The following is a 17,421-nucleotide window of genomic DNA, read 5'->3' as shown; positions in this document are numbered from 1 at the left end:
CTGCGAGCGCTGCGGCGTCGAGGTGACCCGCTCCAAGGTGCGCCGCGAGCGCATGGGCCACATCGAGCTCGCCGCTCCCGTGACCCACATCTGGTACTTCAAGGGCGTCCCGTCGCGCCTGGGCTACCTGCTCGACCTGGCCCCGAAGGACCTGGAGAAGGTCATCTACTTCGCGGCCTACATGATCACCTCGGTCGACGAGGACGCCCGCCACAAGGACCTCAGCGCCCTCGAGGGCAAGGTCGGCCTCGAGCGCGAGCGGCTCACCAACCGCATGAACGTCGCCATCGAGGACCGCACCAAGAAGCTCGAGGAGGACCTCGCGGCCCTCGAGGCCGAGGGTGCCAAGGCCGACGCCAAGCGCAAGGTGCGCGACGGTGCCGAGCGTGAGCTCGCCGCCATCCGCAAGCGCAGCGAGGCCGAGATCGCTCGCCTCGACGAGGTGTGGGACACGTTCAAGAACCTCAAGGTCCAGGACCTCATGGGTGATGAGCTCCTGTACCGCGAGATGAAGAACTGGTTCGGCAAGTACTTCGAGGGCCACATGGGCGCCACGGCGATCCAGAAGCGCCTCGAGACCTTCGACATCGAGGCCGAGGTGGACTCGCTGCGCGAGACCATCGCGACCGGCAAGGGCCAGCGCAAGGTCCGCGCCCTCAAGCGCCTCAAGGTCGTCGACGCCTTCCGCAAGACCGGCAACAAGCCGATCGGCATGGTGCTCGACGCCGTCCCGGTCATCCCGCCGGACCTGCGCCCGATGGTCCAGCTCGACGGTGGCCGCTTCGCGACCTCCGACCTCAACGACCTGTACCGCCGCGTCATCAACCGCAACAACCGCCTCAAGCGGCTGCTCGACCTCGGCGCGCCCGAGATCATCGTCAACAACGAGAAGCGGATGCTGCAGGAGGCCGTCGACTCGCTATTCGACAACGGTCGCCGTGGCCGTCCGGTCACCGGCCCGGGCAACCGGCCGCTGAAGTCGCTGTCCGACATGCTCAAGGGCAAGCAGGGTCGCTTCCGCCAGAACCTCCTCGGCAAGCGCGTCGACTACTCCGGCCGCTCGGTCATCGTGTCGGGTCCACAGCTGAAGCTGCACCAGTGCGGTCTGCCCAAGCAGATGGCGCTGGAGCTCTTCAAGCCGTTCGTCATGAAGCGGCTCGTCGACCTCTCGCACGCGCAGAACATCAAGTCCGCCAAGCGGATGGTCGAGCGTGCCCGGCCGGTCGTGTGGGACGTCCTCGAAGAGGTCATCACCGAGCACCCCGTGCTGCTCAACCGCGCGCCCACGCTGCACCGTCTCGGCATCCAGGCGTTCGAGCCGCAGCTCATCGAGGGCAAGGCCATCCAGCTGCACCCGCTGGTGTGCGGCGCGTTCAACGCCGACTTCGACGGTGACCAGATGGCGGTGCACCTGCCGCTGTCCGCCGAGGCGCAGGCCGAGGCCCGGATCCTGATGCTGTCGACGAACAACATCCTCAAGCCGTCCGACGGTCGGCCTGTCACGATGCCGTCGCAGGACATGATCATCGGTCTGTTCTTCCTCACCGCCGACCGCGACGGCGAGCCCGGCGAGGGCCGCACGTTCGCGTCGCCGGCCGAGGCGATCATGGCCTTCGACCGCGGCGAGATCACGCTGCAGAGCAAGGTGAAGATCAAGGTCGACGGCATCGTCCCGCCTGAGGGCCTCGAGGTTCCCGAGGGGTGGCAGCAGGGCGACCCGCTCGTCGTGGACACCACGCTGGGCCGCACGATCTTCAACGACACGCTCCCGGCCGACTACCCGTACGTCAACGTCGAGGTCGGCAAGAAGCAGCTCGGTGCGATCGTCAACGCGCTCGCCGAGCGGTACCCCAAGGTCGTCGTCGCGGCGTCGCTCGACGCTCTGAAGGACAACGGCTTCCACTGGGCGACCCGCTCGGGTGTCACGGTCTCGATCGACGACGTCACCACGCCGGCGAACAAGACCGAGATCCTCTCCGAGTTCGAGGCCAAGGCCGCCAAGATCCAGAAGCAGTTCGAGCGCGGTCTCGTCACCGACGAGGAGCGCCGTCAGGAGCTGGTCGAGATCTGGACCGAGGCTGCGAAGCTCGTCGGTGAGGCGATGGAGCAGGCCTTCGACCGCCGCAACCCGATCTTCATGCAGGTCATCTCGGGTGCGTCCGGTAACTTCAACCAGATCCGTCAGGTCGGCGCCATGCGAGGCCTGGTGGCGAACCCGAAGGGCGAGATCATCCCGCGGCCGATCAAGGCCAACTTCCGCGAGGGTCTCTCCGTGCTCGAGTACTTCATCTCGACCCACGGTGCCCGCAAGGGTCTGGCCGACACCGCGCTGCGGACGGCCGACTCCGGCTACCTGACCCGTCGTCTGGTCGACGTGTCGCAGGACGTCATCATCCGTGAGGACGACTGTGGCACCGAGCGTGGCTTCACGGTTCCGATCGTGGGCGAGGACGTCGAGACCACGGCGTACGCCCGCACGGCGGCCGTCGACATCGTCCACCCGACGTCGGGCGAGGTCCTCGCCGCCGCCGGTGACGACCTCGGTGACGTGAAGATCGCCGAGCTCGCCGAGGCCGGCATCGAGGAGGTCAAGATCCGCTCGGTCCTGACCTGCGAGGCCCGGACCGGAACCTGCGCGAAGTGCTACGGCCGCTCGCTGGCCACCGGCAAGCTGGTCGACATCGGTGAGGCGGTCGGCATCATCGCCGCGCAGTCCATCGGTGAGCCCGGCACGCAGCTGACCATGCGTACCTTCCACACGGGTGGTGTGGCCTCCGCCGACGACATCACGCAGGGTCTGCCCCGCGTCGTCGAGCTCTTCGAGGCTCGCACCCCGAAGGGTGTCGCCCCGATCGCCGAGGCCTCCGGCCGCGTGGAGATCGAGGAGACCGACAAGGCCCGCAAGGTCCTGCTCACGCCGGACGACGGCTCCGAGGTCGTCGAGTACGTCGTCTCGCGCCGCAGCCGCCTCAACGTTGCCGACGGCGAGCACATCGAGGTCGGTCGCACCCTGACGGTCGGTACCCCCGACCCGAAGGAGGTGCTGCGCATCCTCGGTGTCCGGTCCACCCAGAAGCACCTCGTGGACGAGGTCCAGGGCGTCTACAAGAGCCAGGGTGTGTCCATCCACGCCAAGCACATCGAGATCATCGTGCGGCAGATGCTGCGCCGGATCACCGTGCTGGAGTCGGGTGACACCAACCTGCTGCCGTCCGACCTGGTCGACCGTGGTCTCTTCGAGGAGGAGAACCGCCGCGTGGTCTCCGAGGGCGGCAAGCCGGCCTCGGGTCGTCCCGAGCTCATGGGCATCACCAAGGCCTCGCTCGCGACCGAGTCGTGGCTCTCGGCCGCGTCCTTCCAGGAGACGACCCGCGTCCTCACCGACGCGGCGATCAACGGTCGCTCGGACTCGCTGCGCGGTCTGAAGGAGAACGTCATCATCGGAAAGCTGATCCCGGCGGGAACCGGCCTCGAGCGGTACCGCAACATCCGGGTGGAGCCGACCGAGGAGGCACGTGCCGCGGCGTACTCCGTCTCCGGCTACGACCCGTACGACTACGAGTTCGGTGGCACCACCGGCCAGGGTCAGGCCGTCGCGCTGGACGACTTCGACTTTGGTTCCTATCAGAGCTGACGCGCGCAAGCGCGCTCAGCTCTGGTGAAGGAACCAGATCGAGCAAACCAAGGCCCCGCCTGCGCCAGCAGACGGGGCCTTGGTGCGTCGAGATCCGGTCGAGCGGGGGATACAGCGCGGGTGAGCGCCCTGACACCCGCCCCGCGCTTGCCTAGAGTCACGACATGCCCAGCCGTGAGGAGATCGTGACTTTCGACGACAGCCCGCCGCCGCCCGGGCAGTCCCCCTGGGTGAGCACCGGCCCGTCGACACTGGTCGACGTCGTCGACTACGACCCGGCGTGGCCGGAGACGTTCGCGACCATCGCGGCGACGATCCGCAGTGCCCTCGGCTGGCGGGCGATCGTCGTCGAGCACGTCGGCTCGACGGCCGTGCCGGGCCTGCCCGCGAAGCCGGTGATCGACATCGACCTGACGGTGGCCGACCCGGCCGACGAGGCGGCGTACGTCCCCGCTCTGGAGGCCGTCGGGTTCGAGCTGCGGGTGCGGGAGCCGTGGTGGTACCAGCACCGGGTGCTGCGCGCCGACGAGCCACGCTGCCACGTGCACGTGTTCGGCTTCGACAGTCCCGAGCTGGTCAAGCACCGGATATTCCGGGACTGGCTGCGCGGGAACCCCGAGGAGCGCGAGCGCTACGCGCAGGTCAAGCGCGAGGCCTCCGCGGCGAGCACCGCGGCCGGCGAGGACGCGATGGCGTACAACGCCCGCAAGGAGCAGGTGGTGCGGGAGATCTACGACCGCGCCTTCCGGGCGACCGGCCTGCGGTAGGCGCGGCTCCTCGGTCTGGAAGGATGAGGACATGCCCGGCACGCTCCCGACCTCGACCGACGTGCTGGTCGTGGGCGCCGGGCCGGCCGGCTCCGCGGCCGCGACCTGGGCCGCGCGCGCCGGCCTCGACGTACTGCTGGTCGACGCCGCCGTCTTCCCGCGCGACAAGACCTGCGGCGACGGGCTGACGCCGCGCGCGATCCACGAGCTGGTCCGGCTCGGACTGGAGGACTGGCTGCGCGCTCATCCGGCCAACCGCGGTCTGCGCGCCCATGGCTTCGGGCAGACGCTGGAGCTGCCGTGGCCGGGCGGTTCGCTGCCGGGCTGGGGCTCCGCCGTCGCCCGCACCGAGCTCGACGACCACCTGCGCACCACCGCGATCAAGTCCGGCGTGACCGCCGTCGACGGGCTGCGGGCCGTCGACGTCCGGATGGACGGCGGCCGGGTGGCTGCCGTGGTGCTGCGGCGCGGCGAGGAGACCGTGGAGATCGCCTGCCACCGCCTCGTGGTCGCCGACGGCGTCCGCTCGCCGTTGGGCAAGGTGCTGGGCCGGGAGTGGCACCGCGACACGGTGTACGGCGTCGCCGGCCGCTCCTACGTGCGCTCCTCGCGCAGCGACGACCCCTGGATCAGCTCGCACCTGGAGCTGCGTGGTCCGGCGACCGGCTCGTCGGGCGTCGGACCGGTGCTGTCCGGGTACGGCTGGGTCTTCCCGCTCGGCACCGGCGAGGTGAACCTCGGCGCGGGCACGCTGGCCACCGCCAAGCGCCCGGCCGACATCGCGATCAAGCCGCTGATGCGCCTCTACGCCGCCTCGATCCAGGAGGAGTTCGGGATCGAGGGCGAGTTGCGCGCCGAGGCCTCGGCGCTGCTGCCGATGGGTGGCGCCGTCAGCAACGTCGCCGGCGCGAACTGGGCGCTGATCGGCGACGCCGCCGGTTGCGTGAACCCGCTCAACGGTGAGGGCATCGACTACGGCCTGGAGACCGGCCGGCTGGTCGCCGAGATGCTCTCTGGCGGCTCTGGCAGCTCTGGCAGCGGTGCCCGGACCGACCTCGCCACCGCGTGGCCGGCGCTGCTGCGCGACCACTACGGCGAGTCGTTCTCGATCGCGCGCAAGCTCGCCGGCATCGCGACGAACCCCCGCTTGGTCGCCGCCCTCGGGCCGGTCGGCATGCGCTCGGACGCGCTGATGACGCTCGCGCTGCGCTGGATGGGCAACCTCGTCACCGACGAGGATCGGGACCGAGCCGCTCGGGTGTGGCGCTGGGCGGGCCGCCGTTCGCTGGCCCGCGACCACCGTCCGCCGTTCTCGTGAGGGCCGCCGCGTGAGCCGCCAGATACCCCGACGGCGCACCCGTCTGCCGCAGGTGCAGCGCGTGGCGGCGTACGCCGTCGTCCTGCGCGGTGACCGGATCCTGCTCAGCCGACTCTCCGACACCCTCACCCGGTCGCCGCTGTGGACGCTGCCCGGCGGCGGGCTCGACCACGGCGAGGACCCGCGCGCCGCGGTGGTGCGCGAGGTCTACGAGGAGACCGGCCTCGACGTCTCCATCGGCGACACCGCGTGGGTGTTCTCGGCGCACCGGGCCAACACCTGGCGGCGCGGGCGCAACGTCGACGCGCACGCTCTCCGCATCGTGTACGACGGGTGGGTGCCGCTGGATGCGCCGGAGCCGCAGACCGTCGAGGTCGGGGGATCGACCGCCGAGGCGGCCTGGCTCCCGCTCGCCGACGTGCTCTCCGGTGCGGTGCCGACGCTGCCGCTGGTGCGCGAGGCGCTCGCGCAGCACCGGCCGTACCAAATGCAGCGCGTGGCGGCGTACGCCCTCGTGCGGCGCGGTCCCGACGTGCTGCTCACCCGCATCTCCGAGCGGGGGTTCCACTCCGGCTCCTGGACGCTGCCGGGCGGCGGTGTGGACTTCGGAGAGAGCCCTCGCGCGGCGTTGGCCCGCGAGGTCCGGGAGGAGTGCGGCATCGACTGCGTCGTCGGAGCGGTGCTGGAGGTCGACGACGTCGCGGTGACTGGCACCGCGCCGAACGGCCGCCACGAGGACTTCCACGGCGTCCACCTGGTCTTCGCCGCCACCGTCCCCGACGACGCCGAGCCGGTGGTCACCGAGGTCGACGGCACCACCGACGCCGTCGCCTGGGTCCCGGTGACGGCCATCGAGGCCGGCGAGCTTCCGGTGCTCGACGTCGTGCGCACCGCGCTGGCGGCTGCGCGGCGCACCCCCGACGGCCCGTAGGCGGCGTCCGTCGTTGGTCGAGCCGGCGAGCCGCTAGGCGAGCCGTGTCGAGACCTCCCGGGGGGCGTGCTGGTGGCCCCGCTCCCCGGGTGGGGGTGGCGGGGTCAGGGGCGGGATGGATGTCGAGTGGTCTCGATACTGGTGGTGCCCTCGGTGTCGACGTGGAACCTCAGGCTGTGTGGGCTGCGCCAGACATAGGTGCCGGGGTCGAGCAGGTCGTAGCTCCAGGCGGTGTGGGTCTTGATCCGGTGGTGGCGGCGGCACAGGGGTGCGAGGTTGCAGGAGCAGGTGGGTCCGCCGGCGGCATGGCCGGTGGTGTGGGCGGTGATGTGGTCGGTGTCGCAGCCGCGGGCGGGGCGGGTGCAGTGGGGGAACACGCACCGGCCGTTGACCAAGGCCACCTGCTCCCGGAGTCGGTTGGTGGGTTGGTAGCCGGTGGTCTCGAGGTGCTCGTTCAGGTCGAGCACCGGCCGCACGGTCACGGTCGTGTTCTGGATGGTGAGCCATTCCCGGAGCTGGTCGAGGGTGATGAGGCTGCGGGTGTTCTCCACCCGCACGAACGGATCCACCACCTGACCATCGCCGTCATCGTGGACGGTGAGGTGGGCGTAGAGGACCACCTGGCGTCGGGGCACGGGCACCCGCACCGGCGCTTCACCGGGCTTCGCGGTCTGCTCATCGGAGTCAGTGGTGAGGTGGAGGGTGTGGTCGTTGCGGGCGATCTCGCCGAGGGCTTTGGCGCGGCGTACGTCGAGGGAGTCGGTGGAACCCAACTGCGCGAGGGTGGTGGCGACCGCGTGGAGGGCGTCGTCGAGGTCGAGGGCGTCGGCCAGGTCCAGGGTGCCGTGGAGCTGGACGCAGCCGGTGGTGGTGATGTGCCGGGTCTCGACCGTCACGTACCGCGACTCCCTGGCGGCCTGTGCTTCGGCTTCAGCTCGGTCGGGCTGGAAGCGGGTGAGGGCCTCGGTGATGGTGCGGTCCAGCTGGGCGGGGCCGATCTTGTGCGCCACCGGGGCGAGCTGTCGGTCCACCCAGGCCGCGGCCTCGACGGGCAGGCTGAGGGTGGCCTCGGCGATGCGGCGGGCCTGCCAGGGCTGCACCCGGCCACCGGTCAACGCGGCCCAGATGCGAGGGAGTCGGTAGCGGCATTCCATGACCTGGCCGAGCCAGATCCGGCCGGAGTCGGTGGAGCGCCCCAGCACCGCGGCGAGCTCGGCGATGGCGAACTCCGCCACCAGCGGCGCCCCCTCGCCCGCGATCGCCACGGCACCTTCGGTGCTCGGCAGCGTCGCGGCCTGCGAGATCGAGTCGACCGAGTGCATGGCCGCCCAGGCGATCGCGTCGACCATCATTTGCACCTCGGCGGCCCGGGCGTTCTCGCGGTGGGTGCGCAGGTCGGCCAACACCCCGGCCGGGGAGTCCGGCGTGGTGTCGAGGTCGATCCGCGGGCTGGTCATGAGTCCACTCAAGCACCCGCCACCGACAGTCCCCGCGAGCCCGCCGCCGGCCCTGTGGAGGGCCGATCACGAGTCCGATACCCGCCTTCCAGCGGCACCACGGGTGGTCTCGACACGGCTCGCTGGCGCTCGCCGGCTCGACCAACGAGGCGGCGGCTCGCCGGGCCGACGTACCCGCCTTGGTCGAGCAGTGAGGCCCGCCAAGGGCCGAACGTGTCGAGACCCCCGACACCCTGGCTCCCAGCGGCACCACGGGTGGTCTCGACACGGCTCGCCTGGCGGCTCGCCGGCTCGGCCAACGAGGTGTGGTGGTCTCGACACGGCTCGCTGGCGCTCGCCGGCTCGACCAACGAGGAGACGTGGCTCGCCGGCTCGACCGACGAGGCGGTGCGGTGGTCTCGACACGGCTCGCTGGCGCTCGCCGGCTCGACCAACGAGGGACGACGCTCGCCGGTCGACCAACGGGGAGGAGCTCGGGTCGACACCTGCGGACGGGCCCGCGATGCACCTCGCGGAGCTGCTGGCTTCTAGGATCGAGGGGTGAACCCCCGCCACCGTCGCCTTGTCATCCCCGCGGCACTCGTGGCTCTCCTCGTGATCGTCCTCGTCGCGCAGCTACTGAAGTGAACCCCCGATGAGCGAACCCCTGCTCCGCGTCCTCAACCGCATGCGCGGGCTGATCCTCGACCCCGACGTGCTGGTCAAGGCGGTCGGATCCGGCCGCCAGAAGGGGACGACGCCGCAGTGGCGGCGCGCCGAGCTGAGGTACGTCGACCTCAAGGGCGGTCGGCATCTGCAGGTCACCACCTTCGATGCCACGCAGGCGTTCACGAAGAACTACCCCGCCGGCGACGCCAGGGACGCCGTCGACGCGCTGCTCGACGAGCCGTTCGGCCACTGGAACGTTGACACCACCACCGAGCACCACGCGGTGCGGGTCACCAAGAAGCTCGAGGCCCTGGTCATCACGACCCCGCGGGCGACGGAGGTCGAGGTCGCGCGCGAGCACGACAAGCCCAAGGAGCGGCTGCTCCCGGCGGACGATCCGGTCTTCGTCACGCTCGGCATCTCCGACAAGGACGGCACCCTCAAGCCGAGCCGGCAGGGGAAGTACCGCCAGGTCGAGGAGTTCCTGCGGCAGCTCGACGCCGGCCTGGAGGACGCGAAGGGCAAGCTGCGCAAGCCCACCGCCGATGACCCGCTGCGGATCGTGGACCTGGGCTGCGGCAACGGCTACCTGACGTTCGCGGCGCAGCGCTACCTGACCCTCAAGGGGCTGCCGGTGGTCGTGACCGGGGTCGACGTCAAGGAGCAGTCCCGCGACCACAACAGCGCGGTCGCCGAGAAGCTGGGCGTGGCGGCGGAGTTCATCGCCGGCACCATCTCGGGCGTCGAGCTGCCCCAGCCGCCCGACGTCGTGCTCGCGCTGCACGCGTGCGACACCGCCACCGACGACGCTCTGGCCCGCGCCGTGGAGTGGGAGGCTCCGCTCGTGCTCGCCGCCCCATGCTGCCACCACGACATCGCCGCCCAGCTGCGCAAGCAGCCGACGCCGTCGCCGTACGCCGCGCTCACCCGCCACGGCATCCTGCGCGAGCGGCTGGCCGACACCCTCACCGACGGGCTGCGCGCCTCGCTGCTGCGGATCAGCGGCTACCGCGTCGACGTCGTGCAGTTCGTGGAGAGCCAGCACACGCCCCGCAACACGATGCTGCGCGCCGTACGCACCGGCGGGCCGGTCAGGGGTGGCAGCGTGCGCAAGGAGTACGACGACCTCGTCTCGACCTGGCGGCTGCGGCCCAGGCTCGGCGAGCTGCTCGGGGTCACGACGGGTGAGTGACCGGCTGCCCCGGCTGCTGTGGCTCGAGCGCGCGCTGGCCGCCCTGGTCATCGTGCCGTTCCTGCTCGGCGCGGCGGCGGCTCCGACCGGCACCGAGCGGGTTGCGTTCGCGTTCGAGGATGCCGCGATCGCGGAGTCGTCGGGGCTGGTGGCCGTCGGTGGCCTCTTCGCGACGACCAACGACTCCGGCGACAGCGGCCGGGTCTTCATCGTCGACCGGCACGGCCGGACCGTCGGCGTGACGCACTGGGCCGAGGACCCCTACGACGTCGAGGCGCTCGCGCCAGCGGGCGACGAGCATGTCTGGGTCGGCGACATCGGCGACAACAACCGGGTGCGGGAGTCACTCACCGTCGCGCGCGTCCCCGTGGGCCGCGGCGAGCGGCGGGTCTCGCCGGAGGTCTACGAGCTGGTCTACCCCGACGGCGCCCACGACGCCGAGACGATGCTCAGCGACGCCGAGGGCCGGCTCTACGTCGCCACCAAGGGCTTCCTGGGCGGGACGCTGTACGCCGCCCCCGCCGAGCTGTCCGCCGCCGCGCCCAACCTGCTGGAGCCGGTCGGTGACGTCCTGCCGATGGCGACCGACGGCGCGCTGCTGCCCGACGGCCGGCACGCGCTGGTCCGCGGCTACACCTCGGCCACGCTCTACACCTGGCCGGCGCTGGAGCGGGTGCGCTCGATCCCGCTGCCGCGCCAGCAGCAGGGGGAGGGGCTCGCCGTCGACGCCTCCGGGGCGGTGTACCTCAGCAGTGAGGGCTCGCGCACCGACGTCCTCGTCCTCGACCCGGTCGACGTCGCTGACGACGGTGACGGCGACGGCTCAGCGACCAGCGACCCCACCGCCACCCCTGCACCCGACTCCACCGACGAGTCGGGCGAGTCCGGCGACCCCGTCGCCGTCACCGAACGGACCGACCGCGGCCTGTGGCCCTGGCTCCTCGGCGGCGTGGTCGGGGTGGCCATGATCGTCGTCCTGCTCCGCTCGCTGCGTCCCCGCTGACCTGTCGAGCCCCGGGATTCCCCGGTGACGCGGTATGACTGACCCATGCGGCTGCGCAACGGCGAGCACGGCTACGGCCTGGTCACCAAGGTCCTGCACTGGGCGACCGTCCTCGCGATCGCGGCCCAGTTCGTCGTCGGCTACCGCATCGAGGACGGCGACGCCGCCGACCGCGCGTGCGACCCGCCCGGAGAGGAACGCGGCGGCGGCAAGACCTCCGACGCCGAGGAGGAGCGGCTCGACCGCCTCGAGGACGCCTGTGAGGCGCAGCAGGATCGCCTCGACGACCGAGCCGACGAGCCGGTCGACGTGGCGTTCGGCGACCTCGGGACCGGTGACCTCCTGGACGGCGGGTTGAGCCTGCCGGAGTGGCACGTCCTGCTCGGCCTGACGATCCTCGCCCTCGGTGTGGTGCGGGTGGTGTGGCGGAGGACGACACCGCTGCCCCCGTGGGCGCCAGCTCTCAGCCCGGTCGAGCGGCGGTTGGAGGGACTGCTGGAGAAGGCGCTGCTCGCGCTGCTCTTCGTCATCCCGGCCACCGGGCTGCTCCTGGTGGCCGGCGAGGACGGCTGGCTGCCGGCGCACGTCACGGCGCACGTGGCGTTCTTCGTCGCCGTGGCGCTCCATGTCGGCCTGGTCCTCCGGCACACGGTGGTACGCCGGGACCGGCACCTGCGACGGATGCTCTGAGGCCGCCGGTGACATGACGCGGGGGCCGGGCGGCAACCGAGGGGCATGGTCCGGCTGCGTCGTACGTCCCCCGACGAGCCCGGCTGGACGCGTCGCCGCGCGGGCAAGGGCTTCGTCTACCTCGACGAGCACGGCGAGCGCCTCGCTCCCGAGGACGCCCAGCGGGTCCGGGACCTGGTCATCCCGCCGGCGTGGACCGACGTCTGGATCACGCCGTACCCCAACGGGCACCTCCAGGCCGTCGGCACCGACGACGCCGGCCGGCGGCAGTACCTCTACCACCCGCAGTGGCGGGCCCGGCGGGACGCGGAGAAGTTCGACCGGGTGCTCGGCTTCGGCGAGGCGCTGTCGCGGGCCCGCGAGCAGGTGATGACCGACCTGGCTCGCGACGGCATGCCGCTCGAGCGGGCGTGCGCGTGCGCGGTGCGACTGCTCGACATCGGCTACTTCCGCATCGGCAACGACGTCTACGCCGACGCCAACGGCAGCTTCGGGCTCACCACCCTGCAGCGCCAGCACGTCCGCCGCCGCCAGGACCGGCTGGTCTTCACGTTCACCGGCAAGTCGGGCGTGGAGCACCGCATCGAGATCGACGACGCGATGGTGCGCGAGGCCGTGGACGTGATGCGGCGGCGACGCGGCAGCGACGGCCGGCTGCTCGCCTACCAGGAGGGTCGCCGCTGGCGGGCGATGCTGCCGCAGCTGGTGAACGAGTACGTGCGGGAGACGACCGGCGTCGAGGCGACCGCGAAGGACTTCCGGACCTGGCACGCGACGGTGCTGGCGGCCGCGGCGCTGGCGGAGGGCTACGACGAGCTGGAGTCGACGCTGCGCAAGACCGGTCGCACCGCCTCGCGCACCGCCCGGAAGCGGCTGGTCACCGCCGCGATGCGGGAGGTCTCGGAGTTCCTGGGCAACACGCCCGCGCTGGCGCGCTCGTCGTACGTCGACCCGCGGGTCGTCTCGGCGTTCGAGGAGGGCCGGACCATCGCCGCCACGACCCGGCGCAACTACGACTCGCCGGACGCGCGACAGGCGGCGCTGGAGCGTGCGACGCTGCGGCTGATCCGCAACGAGGCCGACGCGCAGGAGGGCTGATGGAGATCACCGCCGTCGAGGGTGACATCACCGCCCAGCACGTCGACGCGATCGTCAACGCCGCGAGCAACGCGATGCGGGGCGGAGGTGGCGTGGACGGCGCGATCCACCGCGCGGGTGGGCCGGCGATCCTGGCCGACTGCGTCGCGCGGTTCCCCGACGGGCTCGCCACGGGGGACGCCGGGTGGACGACGGCCGGCGCGCTTCCGGCGCGATGGGTGATCCACGTCGTCGGGCCGGTGCACGGCGTCGGCACGCGCGAGCAGCTGCTGTCGTGCTACCGGCGCGCGCTCGAGGTGGCCGACGAGCTCGACGCGCGCACGGTCGCCTTCCCGCTGGTCAGCGCGGGGGTCTACGGCTGGCCGAAGGACGACGCCATCGCGTGTGCACTCGAGGTCTTCCGGTCCGCGCGGACGTCGGTGTCGGAGGCGCGGATCGTGGCGTTCGGGCGGCCGACGTACGACGCGGTCCGCGCGCAGCTCTGAGGGTTACGACCCGGGACTCGACGGGCCAGGACCCGGGACTCGCGGGGCCACGACTCGGGACTCGACGGGCTAGAGCCGCTCGACGACCCAGTCGATGCAGCGGGTGAGGGCGGTGACGTCGGCGGCGTCGATGGAGGGGTACATCGCGATCCGGAGCTGGTTGGTGCCGATGCCCCGGTAGGCGTCGAGGTCGACGATGCCGTTGGCGACGAGCGTCCGGGTGAGCGCCACCTTGTCGATGGCGGGGTCGAGCTCGACGGTGCCGACGACGGGGGAGCGGTGCGCCGGGTCGGCGACGAAGGGCGCGGCGTACGACGCCTTCTCGGCCCAGTCGTAGAGCGCCTGCGCGGAGGCGTCGACCCGCTCGACCATCGCCGGCAGGCCGCCGAGCGCGTTCATCCAGTCCAGCTGCTCGGCCATGAGGAAGAGCGTCGCCACCGCGGGGGTGTTGTAGGTCTGGTCGAGCCGGGTGTTCTTGAGCGCTCCCACGAGGTCGAAGAACGCCGGGATGTAGCGGTCCGAGGCGGCGATCCGCTCGGCGCGCGCGACGGCGGCCGGCGACATCAGCGCCAGCCACAGGCCCCCGTCGGAGGCGAACGACTTCTGCGGCGCGAAGTAGTAGACGTCGGCCTGGGTGACGTCGAGGGCCAGGCCACCGGCGGCGGAGGTGGCGTCGACCAGAGTGAGCTGGTCCTCGCGTGCGCCGGCCGGACGCACCACCGGCGCCACGACACCGGTCGAGGTCTCGTTGTGGGTCCAGGCATAGACGTCCACGTCGGCCTCGGCCTCGGGGAGGACCAGCGACCCGGGCTCCGCCGTCCGCACGGTGGGCGCGCCGAGCCAGGGCGCCTTGCGGGCGGCGGCGGCGAACTTGGCGCCGAACTCGCCGAACACCGCGTGCTGGCTGCGCTGCTCGACCAGCGCGAAGGTCGCCAGGTCCCAGAACGCCGCGGAGCCGCCGTTGCCGATGACGACCTCGTAGCCCTCGGGCAGGTCGTAGAACGTCGTGAGGCCGTCGACGACGCGGCGCACCAGGCCCTTGACCGGCGGCTGCCGGTGGGAGGTGCCCATCAGCGTGCGTCCGGTCGCCGCCAGCGCCTCGAGCCGGCCGGCCGGGACCTTGGACGGACCGGAGCCGAACCGGCCGTCGGCGGGCAGGAGGTCGGCGGGGATCAGCAGCGACATGGCTCGTATTCTCTCAGTTGCCCACCCCCACCCACCGCAGGAGTCCAGCACCCGTGGAGATCCGCCAGGTCCCGTTCGACCACCCCGACGTCGGGCCACTGGTGGAGCAGGTGCAGAGCGTCTACACCGAGCGGTACGGCGGCCGCGACGACGACCCGACCGACCCGGCGATGTTCGCGGCCCCGAACGGCGCGTTCTTCGTCGGCTACCTGGACGGCGTCCCCGTCGCGACGGGCGCGTGGCGCCGCGAGGGGATCGAGCGGCTCGGCTCGTCCCAGACGGCCGAGATCAAGCGGATGTACGTCGTGCCGGAAGCCGCTCGCCGCGGGCTGGCCCGCCGGATGCTCGCCCACCTCGAGCAGACCGCCCGGGACGCCGGGTTCGAGGTCATGGTGCTCTCGACCGGCGCCCGGCAGCCCGAGGCGATCGCGCTGTACGAGTCCTCGGGCTACGAGCGGGTCGAGGGGTTCGGCTTCTACGCCAGCTCGCCGACGAACCGCTGCTACGCCAAGCGGCTGGACCCGTAGGTCACTGCGCCCAGTCGGGGTTCCAGCCGTCGATCGAGTCGGCCGGGCGGGTGCCGGGCCCGGCGTACACCGCCGAGGGGCGGATCAGGCGGCCGGTCTTCTTCTGCTCCAGGATGTGGGCCGACCAGCCGGCGGTGCGCGCACAGGTGAACATCGAGGTGAACATGTGCGCCGGGACCTGGGCGAAGTCGAGCACGATCGCGGCCCAGAACTCGACGTTGGTCTCGAGCACGCGGTCGGGGCGGCGCTCACGCAGCTCGGCGAGCGCGGCCTGCTCGAGGGCCTCGGCGACCTGGAAGCGCGGGGCGTTGAGCTCGCGCGCGGTGCGCCGCAGCACGCGGGCCCGCGGGTCCTCGGCGCGGTAGACGCGGTGGCCGAAGCCCATCAGCCGCTCGCCGGAGTCCAGCAGGTTCTTGACATAGGCGCGGGCGTCGCCGTTCTTCTCGACGTCCTCGATCATCCCGAGGACGCGGGACGGCGCGCCGCCGTGCAGGGGGCCGCTCATCGCGCCGATGGCGCCGGAGAACGCGGCGGCGACGTCGGCGCCGGTGGAGGTGATGACCCGGGCGGTGAAGGTCGAGGCGTTCATGCCGTGCTCGGCCGCGGAGGACCAGTAGGCGTCGATCGCGTGGGCGTGGGCCGGGTCGGCCTCGCCGCGCCAGCGGATGAGGAACTTCTCAGCGAGCGTCCGGCCCTCGTCGACGAGGCGCTGCGGGACGACCGGCTTGTGCAGGCCGCGGGCCGACTGTCCGGCGTACGAGAGCACCATGACCGCCACCCGGGCGAGGTCCTCGCGGGCCTGCTCGTCGGAGATGTCGTAGGACTGGCCGAAGCCGAAGGCGGGCGCGAGCATCGCGATGGCGGCCTGCACGTCGACGCGGACGTCGCCCGTGTGCACGGGCAGGTTGTAGGCCTCCGCGGGCGGCAGCCCGGGCGTGTAGGAGCCGTCGATGAGCAGGCCCCAGACGTTCTCGAAGGGCACCCGGCCGGCGAGCTCCTCGATGTCGACGCCGCGGTAGCGCAGTGCCGAGCCCTCCTTGTCGGGCTCCGCGATCTGGGTCTCGAAGGCGACGACGCCCTCCAGGCCGTGGTGTACCTGTGTGGTGTCCAGAGTCATGTCCAGCTCCTTCGCGTCGTGCTGCCTCCGGCATTCTGCCTGACGTCCTAGGCTGCGATGTCATGGACCTCGATCTCGCTGCCCGGCGGGAGGACTACGCCCGGGGCGGGCTGTCGGAAGCCGACCTGGCCGCTGACCCGGTGACGATGTTCGAGCGGTGGTACGCCGAGGCCGCGGCTGCCGGTGTCCATGAGCCCAACGCGATGGTGGTCGCCACCGCGACGCCGGACGGCGTGCCGTCCTCGCGGTTCGTGCTGCTCAAGGGGCTCTCCGACGGTGGCTTCGTCTTCTACACCAACCTCGGCTCCCGCAAGGGCCACGAGCTCGCCGCCAACCCCCGCTGCGCACTGCTGTTCCCGTGGCACGTCCTCGAGCGGCAGGTCCGGGTCGACGGCGTCGCTGAGCCGCTTCCCCGGACCGAGGTCGAGGCGTACTTCGCCTCCCGCCCCCGCGGCTCCCAACTCGGCGCGTGGGCGTCGCACCAGTCCACCGTCGTCTCCGGTCGCGACGAGCTCGAGGCGGCGTACGACGACGCGGCGGCCCGCTTCGACGGCGCCGATGTCCCGGTGCCGGATGAGTGGGGCGGCTTCCGGGTGCTTCCCGAGACGGTGGAGTTCTGGCAGGGGCGGACCGGACGGATGCACGACCGGCTGGTCTATCGGCGGGTCGACGGCGGGTGGGTCACGGAGCGCCTGGCGCCGTAGCGCTTCTGTCTACGCGGCTTCAAGCGCAGACCTCGGCGGCGACCTGAGCGTGTTCATCACCACTCACCTGTCGTCTATCTCGTCGACCGTCTGATCCGAGATACCGCCCTGGGGCTGAGCGGCCGCGAGTGGAGGTACTTCTCAGGGTCCCACGTCTGGAGCAGGTGAATCTGATGCCGCTCCGCCGCACTTTCTTCGTCGAAGAACTCGACGCTCACTAGTCTCACCGCTGGCGCTCGATGCTTTCCACGGTAGACACACACCTTGAATCGTGTGTCGATTCGCTGCAGCACGGCCATCAGTGGGATCCCTACGATCACGAATGCCAGAAATCCCTGACCGTTGTCGGTCATTGACCTGATCAGAGGCACTGGTGTCAAGGCGGGCCAAATCTCGACGGAGAACCAGTGTTCGCTGCTCACAAATTCCGCATCCAAGTCATCGGGGTCGTGCCCCGGAGGTGGTCCGCTAGGGGTCCCATAATCTGGCTTCCAGATCCTGATGATCGCGTTCACGGCCACAATGAGGACATAGCCTACGACGCCGATCGCCAACAGGAGACCGAGCTCCTGCAGTTCGGTCACGATGCCCGTCTCGAGAGGAGCGCCATCCTCTAAGGTCCAGGGTCTACTCAACGGCTTCAGTCGCCCTCCTTGCTTGCGCCC

Annotated in this window: 16 protein-coding genes; 12 read left to right on the top strand and 4 right to left on the bottom strand. The window is 71.4% G+C overall.

Features of this window, described 5'->3' with window-relative positions:
* The 4 genes from VGE38_RS01205 to VGE38_RS01190 all read left to right on the top strand — a co-directional run.
* Window positions 1–3,634, top strand: a 3,634-nt coding sequence (locus tag VGE38_RS01205) for a DNA-directed RNA polymerase subunit beta' (RefSeq protein WP_331140707.1), incomplete at its 5' end; no start/stop codon positions are given.
* A gap of 164 nt (window positions 3,635–3,798) precedes the next feature.
* Window positions 3,799–4,401, top strand: a complete 603-nt coding sequence (locus VGE38_RS01200; protein ID WP_331140706.1) for a GrpB family protein — start codon at window positions 3,799–3,801, stop codon at window positions 4,399–4,401.
* Window positions 4,402–4,432: 31 nt separating this feature from the next.
* Window positions 4,433–5,719, top strand: coding sequence for a geranylgeranyl reductase family protein (locus tag VGE38_RS01195; RefSeq protein ID WP_331140705.1), 1,287 nt, complete (start codon window positions 4,433–4,435; stop codon window positions 5,717–5,719).
* A gap of 10 nt (window positions 5,720–5,729) precedes the next feature.
* Entirely contained in the window at window positions 5,730–6,650 is a 921-nt protein-coding gene (locus tag VGE38_RS01190; RefSeq protein ID WP_331140704.1) for an NUDIX domain-containing protein, read from the top strand.
* A 104-nt stretch (window positions 6,651–6,754) separates the two neighbouring features.
* On the opposite strand, the gene VGE38_RS01185 is transcribed toward VGE38_RS01190, so the two are convergent.
* The gene (locus VGE38_RS01185) at window positions 6,755–8,107 is read right to left on the bottom strand and encodes an HNH endonuclease signature motif containing protein (RefSeq protein WP_331140703.1); all 1,353 of its coding nucleotides are present in this window, start codon (window positions 8,105–8,107) and stop codon (window positions 6,755–6,757) included.
* 255 nt (window positions 8,108–8,362) lie between these two features.
* Here VGE38_RS01185 and VGE38_RS01180 point away from each other — a divergent pair, with 255 nt between their 5' ends.
* The 6 genes from VGE38_RS01180 to VGE38_RS01155 all read left to right on the top strand — a co-directional run bounded on the left by VGE38_RS01180 (window position 8,363) and on the right by VGE38_RS01155 (window position 13,223).
* Window positions 8,363–8,638: a hypothetical protein gene (locus VGE38_RS01180; RefSeq protein ID WP_331140702.1), complete on the top strand. Its 276-nt coding sequence runs from the start codon at window positions 8,363–8,365 to the stop codon at window positions 8,636–8,638.
* 103 nt (window positions 8,639–8,741) lie between these two features.
* Complete coding sequence (locus VGE38_RS01175) at window positions 8,742–9,947, top strand: class I SAM-dependent methyltransferase (protein ID WP_331140701.1); 1,206 nt, start codon at window positions 8,742–8,744, stop codon at window positions 9,945–9,947.
* Window positions 9,940–10,950, top strand: a complete 1,011-nt coding sequence (locus VGE38_RS01170; RefSeq protein WP_331140700.1) for a YjiK family protein — start codon at window positions 9,940–9,942, stop codon at window positions 10,948–10,950. The genes VGE38_RS01175 and VGE38_RS01170 overlap by 8 nt, the downstream gene beginning before the upstream one ends.
* A 45-nt stretch (window positions 10,951–10,995) precedes the next feature.
* Window positions 10,996–11,640 carry a cytochrome b gene (locus VGE38_RS01165; RefSeq protein ID WP_331140699.1) on the top strand — a complete coding sequence of 215 codons (645 nt, stop codon included), beginning with the start codon at window positions 10,996–10,998 and terminating at the stop codon, window positions 11,638–11,640.
* Between the two features lie 45 nt (window positions 11,641–11,685).
* Window positions 11,686–12,738, top strand: a complete 1,053-nt coding sequence (locus tag VGE38_RS01160) for a DNA topoisomerase IB (protein WP_331140698.1) — start codon at window positions 11,686–11,688, stop codon at window positions 12,736–12,738.
* Window positions 12,735–13,223 carry an O-acetyl-ADP-ribose deacetylase gene (locus tag VGE38_RS01155; protein ID WP_414690881.1) on the top strand — a complete coding sequence of 163 codons (489 nt, stop codon included), beginning with the start codon at window positions 12,735–12,737 and terminating at the stop codon, window positions 13,221–13,223. The genes VGE38_RS01160 and VGE38_RS01155 overlap by 4 nt, the downstream gene beginning before the upstream one ends.
* 69 nt (window positions 13,224–13,292) lie before the next feature.
* On the opposite strand, the gene serC is transcribed toward VGE38_RS01155, so the two are convergent.
* Window positions 13,293–14,408 carry a phosphoserine transaminase gene (gene serC / locus VGE38_RS01150; protein ID WP_331140696.1) on the bottom strand — a complete coding sequence of 372 codons (1,116 nt, stop codon included), beginning with the start codon at window positions 14,406–14,408 and terminating at the stop codon, window positions 13,293–13,295.
* A 53-nt stretch (window positions 14,409–14,461) separates the two neighbouring features.
* On the opposite strand from serC, the gene VGE38_RS01145 reads away from it, so the two are divergent.
* The gene (locus VGE38_RS01145; protein WP_331140695.1) at window positions 14,462–14,935 is read left to right on the top strand and encodes a GNAT family N-acetyltransferase; all 474 of its coding nucleotides are present in this window, start codon (window positions 14,462–14,464) and stop codon (window positions 14,933–14,935) included.
* A 1-nt stretch (window position 14,936) separates the two neighbouring features.
* On the opposite strand, the gene VGE38_RS01140 is transcribed toward VGE38_RS01145, so the two are convergent.
* Window positions 14,937–16,052 carry a citrate synthase 2 gene (locus tag VGE38_RS01140; RefSeq protein WP_331140694.1) on the bottom strand — a complete coding sequence of 372 codons (1,116 nt, stop codon included), beginning with the start codon at window positions 16,050–16,052 and terminating at the stop codon, window positions 14,937–14,939.
* Between the two features lie 62 nt (window positions 16,053–16,114).
* Between VGE38_RS01140 and pdxH the strand changes: the two genes are divergently transcribed.
* The gene (pdxH, locus tag VGE38_RS01135; protein WP_331140693.1) at window positions 16,115–16,756 is read left to right on the top strand and encodes a pyridoxamine 5'-phosphate oxidase; all 642 of its coding nucleotides are present in this window, start codon (window positions 16,115–16,117) and stop codon (window positions 16,754–16,756) included.
* Window positions 16,757–16,830: 74 nt separating this feature from the next.
* On the opposite strand, the gene VGE38_RS01130 is transcribed toward pdxH, so the two are convergent.
* Window positions 16,831–17,340, bottom strand: a complete 510-nt coding sequence (locus VGE38_RS01130) for a hypothetical protein (protein WP_331140692.1) — start codon at window positions 17,338–17,340, stop codon at window positions 16,831–16,833.
* Window positions 17,341–17,421 lie beyond the last annotated feature (81 nt).

Source organism: Nocardioides sp., from assembly GCF_036405735.1.
GTDB lineage: Bacteria > Actinomycetota > Actinomycetes > Propionibacteriales > Nocardioidaceae > Nocardioides.
Note: the sequence above shows the minus strand (reverse complement) of the source record. Positions and strands in the feature narration are given on the sequence as shown.

Coding starts and splice junctions, on each gene's coding strand:
- VGE38_RS01200 (WP_331140706.1), top strand. CDS start 3,799: ATGCCCAGCCGTGAGGAGATCGTGACTTTCGACGACAGCCCGCCGCCG.
- VGE38_RS01195 (WP_331140705.1), top strand. CDS start 4,433: ATGCCCGGCACGCTCCCGACCTCGACCGACGTGCTGGTCGTGGGCGCC.
- VGE38_RS01185 (WP_331140703.1), bottom strand. CDS start 8,107: ATGACCAGCCCGCGGATCGACCTCGACACCACGCCGGACTCCCCGGCC.
- VGE38_RS01175 (WP_331140701.1), top strand. CDS start 8,742: ATGAGCGAACCCCTGCTCCGCGTCCTCAACCGCATGCGCGGGCTGATC.
- VGE38_RS01165 (WP_331140699.1), top strand. CDS start 10,996: ATGCGGCTGCGCAACGGCGAGCACGGCTACGGCCTGGTCACCAAGGTC.
- VGE38_RS01160 (WP_331140698.1), top strand. CDS start 11,686: ATGGTCCGGCTGCGTCGTACGTCCCCCGACGAGCCCGGCTGGACGCGT.
- serC (WP_331140696.1), bottom strand. CDS start 14,408: ATGTCGCTGCTGATCCCCGCCGACCTCCTGCCCGCCGACGGCCGGTTC.
- VGE38_RS01140 (WP_331140694.1), bottom strand. CDS start 16,052: ATGACTCTGGACACCACACAGGTACACCACGGCCTGGAGGGCGTCGTC.
- pdxH (WP_331140693.1), top strand. CDS start 16,115: ATGGACCTCGATCTCGCTGCCCGGCGGGAGGACTACGCCCGGGGCGGG.